The organism is Halomonas sp. AOP22-C1-8 (assembly GCF_052378905.1).
Classification (GTDB): Bacteria; Pseudomonadota; Gammaproteobacteria; order Pseudomonadales; family Halomonadaceae; genus Vreelandella; species Vreelandella citrativorans.
The window spans coordinates 1-9148 of the sequence record NZ_JBQSYD010000049.1; the positions used below are offsets into that span (position 1 = coordinate 1).

Annotated in this window: 9 protein-coding genes; 2 read left to right on the forward strand and 7 right to left on the reverse strand. The window is 49.8% G+C overall.

Annotated elements, in window-relative coordinates:
- Positions 1 to 101: 101 nt before the first annotated feature.
- Positions 102 to 536 carry a GNAT family N-acetyltransferase gene (locus tag ACT3TY_RS17465; RefSeq protein ID WP_444629040.1) on the reverse strand — a complete coding sequence of 145 codons (435 nt, stop codon included), beginning with the start codon at positions 534 to 536 and terminating at the stop codon, positions 102 to 104.
- Positions 537 to 564: 28 nt separating this feature from the next.
- Entirely contained in the window at positions 565 to 1179 is a 615-nt protein-coding gene (locus ACT3TY_RS17470) for a transglutaminase-like domain-containing protein (RefSeq protein ID WP_444629041.1), read from the reverse strand.
- Between the two features lie 559 nt (positions 1180 to 1738).
- Between ACT3TY_RS17470 and ACT3TY_RS17475 the strand changes: the two genes are divergently transcribed.
- Positions 1739 to 3532 carry a hypothetical protein gene (locus tag ACT3TY_RS17475; RefSeq protein WP_444629042.1) on the forward strand — a complete coding sequence of 598 codons (1794 nt, stop codon included), beginning with the start codon at positions 1739 to 1741 and terminating at the stop codon, positions 3530 to 3532.
- A 609-nt stretch (positions 3533 to 4141) separates the two neighbouring features.
- A protein-coding gene (locus ACT3TY_RS17480) for an IS3 family transposase (RefSeq protein ID WP_444629043.1) occupies positions 4142 to 5694 on the forward strand; the annotation gives its coding sequence in 2 pieces (ribosomal slippage) (positions 4142 to 4595 and positions 4595 to 5694; 1554 coding nt in all).
- Between the two features lie 20 nt (positions 5695 to 5714).
- Here the strand turns inward: ACT3TY_RS17480 and ACT3TY_RS17485 are convergent.
- The 5 genes from ACT3TY_RS17485 to ACT3TY_RS17505 all read right to left on the reverse strand — a co-directional run.
- The gene (locus tag ACT3TY_RS17485; RefSeq protein ID WP_444629044.1) at positions 5715 to 6254 is read right to left on the reverse strand and encodes a hypothetical protein; all 540 of its coding nucleotides are present in this window, start codon (positions 6252 to 6254) and stop codon (positions 5715 to 5717) included.
- Between the two features lie 95 nt (positions 6255 to 6349).
- Positions 6350 to 7231: a toll/interleukin-1 receptor domain-containing protein gene (locus ACT3TY_RS17490; protein ID WP_444629045.1), complete on the reverse strand. Its 882-nt coding sequence runs from the start codon at positions 7229 to 7231 to the stop codon at positions 6350 to 6352.
- 94 nt (positions 7232 to 7325) lie between these two features.
- Positions 7326 to 7868 carry a DinB family protein gene (locus tag ACT3TY_RS17495; protein WP_444629046.1) on the reverse strand — a complete coding sequence of 181 codons (543 nt, stop codon included), beginning with the start codon at positions 7866 to 7868 and terminating at the stop codon, positions 7326 to 7328.
- An 82-nt stretch (positions 7869 to 7950) separates the two neighbouring features.
- Positions 7951 to 8469: a hypothetical protein gene (locus ACT3TY_RS17500; RefSeq protein ID WP_444629047.1), complete on the reverse strand. Its 519-nt coding sequence runs from the start codon at positions 8467 to 8469 to the stop codon at positions 7951 to 7953.
- 116 nt (positions 8470 to 8585) lie between these two features.
- A partial coding sequence (locus ACT3TY_RS17505; protein ID WP_444629048.1) for a LeoA/HP0731 family dynamin-like GTPase occupies positions 8586 to 9148 on the reverse strand: 563 nt, incomplete at its 5' end.

Genomic DNA, 9148 nt, shown 5'->3' on the forward strand with positions numbered 1-9148 from the left:
CTAGCACCCCACCTAAGCCATTGTTCCATAATCACTAAAGCTAATGAAAACCAAAAACTCCAAGCGTTGAGAATCAACCTTAAACGCTTGTTATGGGCAATTTAGATGCGCCTGATCATCTTAATGTGTGGGACTCCCGTACTCTTAGCAACATAAAATTTACCTGAAGCTTTAAAGCCCAATCTTTCATACATTGATACGGCATGTAGCCTAGCATTTAAATAAATTTCTTCAGCCCCCTTTTCAAGCGCTTCATGTGTCAGTTTCGTTAGGATGCTTGCACCTAAGCCCTGCCCTTGCATGTCTGGGCGGACTACCATCTGAGATATCTTAAAGATTCGTGGGCTTTCTTCGCTTAGTTGGCCATATGCGCACAACGAACCATTCTCTACTGCAGCGATATGAAAACTACTACACTCGAGTGCATCAAACAGTATTTTTCGCGGAAGGCCAGGAGATCGGAAAAATAAGTCATACCGTAAATCCAATGCTTCTTTGTATAGTTCATCTGTGCTTTCTAAATGAATAAGTTCCATTTTATCTCCTTGCCCTTAACGCCTGCATTCAGCGGCTCGGCCGCTGCAATGCTTTGTTAGCAGCATTCAACTGAATATCCGGTAGATTATCTGCCACCTCGCGATATGTCTTTTTTGTTAGAAGCACGCCAAGAACAGGCGTTATTGGCTCTGCCCATATTTCCGGAAGATCCGCTTCTCCCGCAGTGACTATAGGAAATGCTAGGCGCTCAATTGGGGGACAAAAATCCGCTGTCACTCCTGGTTTATTACCCCGAGCATCAATTCGGTACCAGCCGTGCTCCTCAAGATATAGAGCGTTCAAGCCATGCAGACAAAAAGGTGGCCCATTACCATCATCACTAATGGTTAACCGTTGATAGCATAGGCCCGCCGGTATTCCATTTGCTCGTAGCAATGCTGCCAGCAGGTGGCTCTTCGCATAACAGTAACCTGTACCGTGTTTCAACACGTCGGATGCCTTGCATGTCACAGGATCACACTCGTAATCCCAACTATGCTTGATTTGGTCTCGGACGAAGACAAAGCACTTCTCTGCAACTCGCTTGAGACAGTCAGCGTCAGCGGCTAGTGACTTCGCCTTGGTCTGCACCTCTGGCGTCTTCCAGTCTATGTATTCCGTTGACTCTAGATATTGATGCACGATCTTAACTTCCTAATATGGTTAACGCCCGAAATAACCAGCGTGCGCTGGCACGTCCGGCGCCGCAGTCGCGTAGTTCATTGACTTGTTAGGTGTTTACTCACCCGTGCCCCCTAGACTCTAAAAGATGAAACCCTCGCATTGTAGTAGCCAATATTACTTGATCACTACCACCAGGACCCCAGCCTGGATTGCTAGCACTCTATGCAGGTTCAGCGGGCAGTGAGTTCAGAGCGTGTGCCCCTAATGCCTTACTTCACCTCGTACTTAGTTAAGCGCTCAGTAACCGAACGCACTAGGCGTTTTTTCAACCACGCATTAGTTGCGAAAAGCTACGTAAATAATTTTTTAAATTGATATATGTATTAAACCCACCTTATATACAATATCCGCACGCATTTAAAACACAAGGTATGTGAATATGAAAGTCGCGAGTAAGTCACTGATAGTGCTCATAGTCGCCTCGGCATGTATTGGTTTATTTATTATAAATCAAGACTCTAATGGGCAAGGTGCGAATGCCTCGCAGGTTTCACTAGAAGCCCCAGGAGAGAGCAATATGCACCAGCTATTTGAACAACAACAGGCCATTTACGAAAGTCGACAACAGGCTTTAGCCGAACTTGATGATGCCAAGCTACGTGATCTTTTAGCGAATGAGGTGCGTCACGCCTACTTTTCTACTATCAACACCTTTCATTTATATGGCCAGCCAGGTGATATTGAGTTTAGCTTGCCGCGCATATATCGGCTGTCGGATTACTCGGATGTAGCATCATTGCAGCAAGCTTTTGTAGACAGTATTCGAGCCTTTAACACCCACGTTAATCCGTTATGTATGCGTCGCACCGGCAACCAGGGCATGCAAGTCCAACCAGGCTTTCCCTTGCCAATACGTCACCGCGTTGATTATAAAAGTATAGAGCTCGCGAACGGCGAAGTACTCACCTTGCCGGATACGAATCAGCGAGAACCCCAAGCTGAACGGGTGATTTTGGCTGGCGATACCTACTGTTATCTCGGTCAAGATGAAGACGCTGCGCCGCCCGCCGTGCGTTTAAAGGGTGAATTCAAAGCCCAATTACCCGAGGATGTCATCACCTTCAATTTTAGTGCAGACGATGTTGGTAGAACCTTCGATCAGAATGGCGTGCGTGTCGTATTAGAGGCTTTTGGCGCCTCTTCGTTCGCGTTGCGCATAGAAACCGACGAAAGCAGCACGATTGAGTGGCTTGGCCAGGATATCGTCACCGACGCCCAGGATAGCCAAGGTCACTATTTAGCCCATGTGCAGAGCGAGCGGGAACCACTGTATGTGTATGAACGCCTCAACACGCTGTTAGATAATTTATTTCAACGCATGGCACGCAACGATTTGGATTATGACACCGCGCTGGCTAAACTAGAGGCGCTTGACAGCGAGCTTGCGGCGGCATGGGGCGATGCTCATTTCGTTGCTAGTAGCTTTAATGGCCCCGTAGCGCACGGGCAGGTGACCTTATTTGTATATCACGAAGATAGCCAGATCGTGGAGCAAGCGTTAGATATCCCAGTGCATAATATGCCAACGGCACGCCGAGCGGATGCCGGTTTGGCGCAATTACCAGAAATTGAACCCACTGCACCCGTTTACTCAGGCCAACTAGCCCTACGCGCTGAGCGCACCGAACTTGAGGCTGACGAATTAGCCGAGGCGGTGCAAGTAGCGCGCTATTTAATGCCAAGTGATGATACCGACGCTGAGCTCGATTACCTTGGGCAAGTCGCGTGGTATTACCCACCCGTGCAAAGCGATTTACTGATCGACCGTCGTGATCGCATGAGGACGCCGACCATGGCGCTTTTCGAGTTTTTCGATGTTGAGGGCAATCCAGTTAAAGCCCCTGAGCAAAGCAACCTGCAAGCGGAAAAGACAGGCTTTGACGTAAATTCAAAAACCGTGCAGTCGATCCATATGATTGGGCGCTTCAACTATGACCCTGAGCGCTTTACGGGCGTACCCGTTAGAATGACCGCACAGGTTAATATGGCGCTAGCAAGTAACTTGACCAAGCAAGCATACGCAGTGGAGGAATTACCCGCAGGGATTAGCTTTGAGTACAACCGTTTGGTGATTGATTACTCGGAATTTGAGCCAGTTGAGTCAAATTCGTCACCTAACTTGCGACACAATCATGTATTTGCGCGTGACGAGCAAGGGTATCTTGCAGAGATGACATTCCACAGTTTACAGGGCGCAGGGCAATCAAGCGTCGATGTGTATTATTTTTACGGCCAGCCCTCTAGTATTGAGATCTGGTATTTAGGTGAGCTGGATACGCCTGTGTACCCTATAGATGTGCGCCTTGATTAATCGCGCCTATACGAGTGCCAAGCTGCCAGGCCGGGCACGTATTGTGGACACAGCAGACCCATTACATTTTGAGAGTTTTCGGGGTTAGGTTATCGTCTCAGACCATATAGTCTGAGACGATGGCGTATATTGCACCGTCGATCCAGCCTACATTCGGAAAAAGGCTCGTCGTCTATCCAAATTAAAGAGGTTGAAAGATCTAATGCTTCTGCGGCTCGCAATTTCATTCCATTTTACTCTCTAACGCCCTGGTTGAGCCGCGGCGCCGAAGGCGACGTCGGCTCCAACCAGATGTTAGAAGCATCACACCACCGACGCCCGGTTGAAGGTGCTCAAATGAGCCTGCGGCAGTGAAAGGAACTCCCCAATCAGCCTGTTTCTCATAGCCTCCATGTTCTCTCCGCTCTCGATGTACTTAAGCTCGGTCGGAAGTAGCAACTTGATAACAAGAAGGCGGATCTTCCCATCTGGAAGTTCAATCTCGCTGGGGAGGTCACGGGCAGGGAACCCCACAAGAACTCCAACTCGGCCATCCCCCCCGGTGTCAGGGTAGTTGTCGCCTGATTGGTTTTACCCTAACCAATTCCCGGGGGCGGTTTGAGTACTGCGATGCCACGTTATTCCCCAGAGCGCAGAGAAGCGCTGTTGAAGAAGCTGTTACCTCCGCACAACCTATCCGTTGCTGAAGTGGCACGGCAAGAAGGTATTTCCGATGCCACCCTGTATGCTTGGCGTAAACAGGCCAAGTCGGGAGGGGCTGCGGTGCCCGGAGATCAAACATTAACCGACAACTGGTCGGCAGAAGCCAAGCTATCAGTGGTCATCGAAACAGCCACCTTTTCCGAGATTGAGCTGAGCGAGTACTGTCGTGGCAAAGGCCTCTACCCTCAACAGGTTAAGGCCTGGAAGGCCGCCTGCCTGGCGGGCCAACAAAATACCAGGGTGCAACATCAGGCAGAGCGAGACCAGGCTAAAGCTGACAAGAAGCGTATTCGTCAGCTGGAGCGTGAACTTAATCGTAAAGAGAAGGCGTTAGCGGAAGCCGCTGCGTTATTGGTGCTGCGAAAAAAGCTCAACGCCTACTGGGACGACGACAGCGAGGACAATTGACCTTGCTGCCAGACAGGCAAATTTATGTCGAATGGCTCACTGAAGCCATCACCCATGGGGCTCGCAAGAAATACGCGTGCGATGAAGTGGGCATTAGCTTACGCACGTTCCAGCGCTGGACAGCAGAGAGCGTTGTAAGGCCCGATGGACGCACAACCGCGCTTCGCCCGACACCGGCGAATGCGTTATCCAAGGCAGAACGTCAAGCTATTTTAGCCCTTTGTAACAGCAAAGAATTTGCCCATTTACCACCGAGCCAAATAGTGCCTCGTTTAGCGGATCAAGGTCGTTACATCGGATCGGAGAGCAGCTTCTATCGGGTGCTGCGTGCGGCTGATCAGCAGCACCGACGAGGGCGCTGTCAGCCGCCGCGTCGGCATCCAGCACCGACAACGCATAAAGCGAGCCATCCTAATCAGGTGTGGTCATGGGACATCACGTATTTACCCTCGCTGGTGCGAGGGCAATATTACTATCTGTATCTGATCGAAGATATTTACAGCCGCAAAGCGGTTGGCTGGGAAGTACACACGGCAGAGTCTGGTGATGACGCAGCGGCCTTGCTACAACGCAGTGTTCTCAGCGAGAAATGCCTACGCACTCCGCTGGTGTTGCACTCTGATAATGGCGCTCCCATGAAGTCGGTCACCTTGTTAAGCAAAATGCATGACCTGGGTGTAACGCCTTCGCGGGGAAGGCCACGGGTCAGTAACGATAACGCTTTCTCGGAGGCCTTGTTCAAGACGTTGAAATATTGCCCACAGTGGCCGACTGCCGGCTTTGCAAGTCTGGACGATGCAAGGATCTGGGTAAGAGAGTTCATCCTCTGGTACAACACCGAGCACCGGCACAGTCGAATAGGCTTCGTCACGCCGACAGAACGCCATCAAGGTCTTGATAAGGATATTCTGGCCAAACGTCATGCCTTGTACCAGCAGGCCCGAGCCGGACAACCGGCACGTTGGTCAAAAGAGACGAGAAAATGGCAGCCTGTTGGGCCGGTGACACTCAACCCTGACAGGCCTGAAATAGCGCAGAAGGATGCTGCATAAATGGATGGTCTACGCGACAACTACGTTGACAAACACCGATCCTCGTTCTGATACTCCTCAGGTACGCCATCCACATCCACCACCGTGGACAATGATTGGTACTTCTGGAGCAACTCGTAGACCTGGCCGTGCTGGGCCACTAGCTGACTGACCTGATAGACGAGCTCGAAGAGCCAACTGCCGGCTACGTTCTCAAAGGCCTCCGGCGCCTCTGCGCAGACCTCGATTTTAAACCCCAGGGGGATTCTCTCGTCCTCGAACGGATCCGAGAGACCATCGCTTGCGACGATGGTTGAGGAGGGCTTGCGAATGACTCGCCATGACTGCCGCAACGACGGCCAGCACGGACCGCCCATGAAGGAGGGATTAACGAGAGGCGCCAGGACGTCATCGTCCAACTCGCCGAGCCGGGCATACACCGCGTCCTTGGCAGCACAGCCTTCTTCCAGCTTCCGTTGCATCTCCGGGTCCGGCTCGTACGTCGCTTCATTTTCGGTCTGGACTGCCGGCACCGTTTCCGTCGAAGCCTTCTTTCTGAATATCTTCTTCAACCAGTCCACTGCCCCCCCTCTGATGCTTCTAACGCCGCCAGCACGCGCGGCTTTGTAGTGAAAGCGAAGCCGCAACGAAAAAGACGTCGCCGTGCCAGGTCTTGTTAAGTTTCTGTGATATCAATGACGTGCTCTGGCAAAAATATTACCTCATCTTCTAGAAAGAGGTTTTCTTGCTCATCTGATGTGACCGGCACATTGTTCAATACCCCCGTATAGTAGGGTCCATTACGTCCAGTAACGATTACCCACATTCTCTCGCCAAACGTGCCGTCGTCGTCCGGATCTTCGGGATCCTCAGAGACTTTAATGATGAAAATTAGCTTAACGATATCCCCTTCGTTCAAAGTTTGACGCTCTTTCTCCTCAGGCATATAAAACGTTTCGGGAGTTCGATGATGTTGCGCCAATCCACTTCGGAGTTCATATCCATCTAAGTCTATTGTTGCCAAGCGAAGGTCTGTGAACTCTTTTTCTTGTTTATCCCAGTTCGGTCTTTCACCGATTTCCGGAATTGCATGTACTGGATCTTCAAATATGGTTCGTAAAAGCAATTCGACAGAGCCGTCCACTCCGTCTTCTTCCCTCATATCTATTGCGAAAACACCTGCGAAGTGGGGTGGTATGGCGCAAGCTATTCCAGGCTCAAATCCCCCCTCTCGCACAACTGGTATGAACTTTTCCCTCTGGACACCGGCTGCGATATGCCCTGAGATAATCTGCTGTTCGTAGCCAACCCCACCATGACGCTTCAGTGACTTTTCGTAATAGTTTGGTGTACAAATGATGATTACGTGATCACATTCGACTATTTCCTTCTCCATGAATTGAGTAAGGCTTTGCCCGGGTTTTACATGCCATTGATCAAGCTTAACATCCACCCCATTCAGTCTGAGACGCTGAGCGATCTCGCGAACCCACGTTTTATGCGATTCTGAATCCCAAGAATAGGAAATTACAGCGCTTGGGGTCTCATCCTTACTCAATGGTTTACTCCTCGAAACTTAACGCCGCCAGCATGCGCGGCTACGAAATGGAGGCGCAGCCGTAATGGAAGAGCCGTCGCCGTGGCTGGTTTGGTTATGCATGAGCTTCCTCTGGAATCTGAGCCAACAGGTCAGTAACCCCGACATCCATGCCTGCCTGTGATAGCAAAGTAGAGACTTGCCCTCGGTGATGAGTCTGATGGTTAAAGAAATGAAGCACTAGGCTCGAATATCTTTTATGAGCAGCAATACCCTTAGTGTTGCGGTAGCTAAGGACGAAATCTAGATCACCTTCGGATAGCTCGGCTGTCCAATTGACAATCTGACGATCGATCCAGATTCGCTGCTCAGATAGGGTAGCAATATCCTCAAAGAGCACCTGATCAAGGCTCTCAGGACTTTGAAGGTCAGCGACCTCCCGCAATGGGTTCAGGCAGGACGGATGAGTAGCAAAACGTTTGAGCCAAATGGTATCGCCAACTAGGATGTGGTTCAGAGTACCCAGGATGGAGCCAAAAAAAGCCCCACGGTCTTTCGCCAAATCTGTCGCAGAGATTTGCCCTGCAGCCGCATAAACCTTCGAGTTCATCCACTGGTTGTAGGTAGCTAGTAATTCAAAGTGCTCTTTCAGGCTCATCTGAGTTCCCTCTCATGTATAACGCCCGCATTTGCGGCTAGTTTGAAGCGTAGCGGAAAACTAGTCCGGCAACATGCGCTTGTTAGGTATTCTGCCCCCACCGGACAAGTTTATCTTCTGGCCAAGTTTGACTAAACAACTTCGTTTCAGGATTATCATCCAAACAGGATGAAATAAGTTCCCATTTATTTTTTGTAAGTTCCCATGCACTAGAGGGCAAAAAATACATCTTTCTGCTCCAGTCAGACTTTACAAAGTCACCAACCCAAAGCGATGGAACAATATAAACGTCAGGCTCACTTTCTGAACCAAGCTTCAAATCAACAAACGCATACCACAGGTTAGAGCTGATTTTTTCTATTACTCCAGTGCCAACATCCCATTCGCATCCCTCACGATCATATCGACTTCGCCGGTATGCGTCTTGTGATGTCTTAACTTGTATCGAAATACTTTTAGAGCCGTCTTCTTTAGTAGCTATTATGTCAACCGAAGGCGCATTTCCGACAGTGATACTCGCATGAATAAATCGCTTAGTTAATTGATGAGCCACATAAAACTGCCCCGAAGCTCCGATGAATTGACTTCTTCCTTTTGGCAAAATACTAACTCCCTACCGTAATACCTAACGCCGCGCTCCGCGGCAAGTTTGGAGCGCGGCGGAAAATTTGTCCGACAGCAGCGCTTTGTTAGCAGAGCCATTGCCTGCAATTACGTTCAATATAATGATTGTATTTCTTCACGAAGCATTATCACGTCTTCTAGTTGTACGCGCAGCGCATTAGCACTATCTGACTTGCCCTCAGCCTGTGAACGTATTTCCTGAAGGGCTTCATCGATATTCATGATGGGTAGATCAAAGCCGGCATAAAGTACTTTCTCGAGCTGCGCGTCGATGCTCTTACGCACGGCATCACTGTACTCCTTGAAGCTCTTGCGAATATCCCTCTTTGTTTTGAGGATCTCTTTTGCATGCTCGGACTGCTGATAGTCGTCATACATCTGCATACCAACCCCAAAAACCACCATGGCTGGACCTAAAAACTTCGCACCCTTCCCTATTTTGTCCGCGATTTTCACGGCCTCCCAAGCCTTGAACTTATATCCAAAGAAGCCGCCAACCTCTTTAATAGCGCTGTGTAGCGTACTACCCGAAACTGATTTGAGTCCTGTTTTAGATGCATCGCCAACAGCACTTTTCGTAAGGAAGGAAAATCCTTTTTCTGCGGATTTCGTCATACTCTGACTGAGAGCACTGTTAAGCTTCAATGGATCATCCT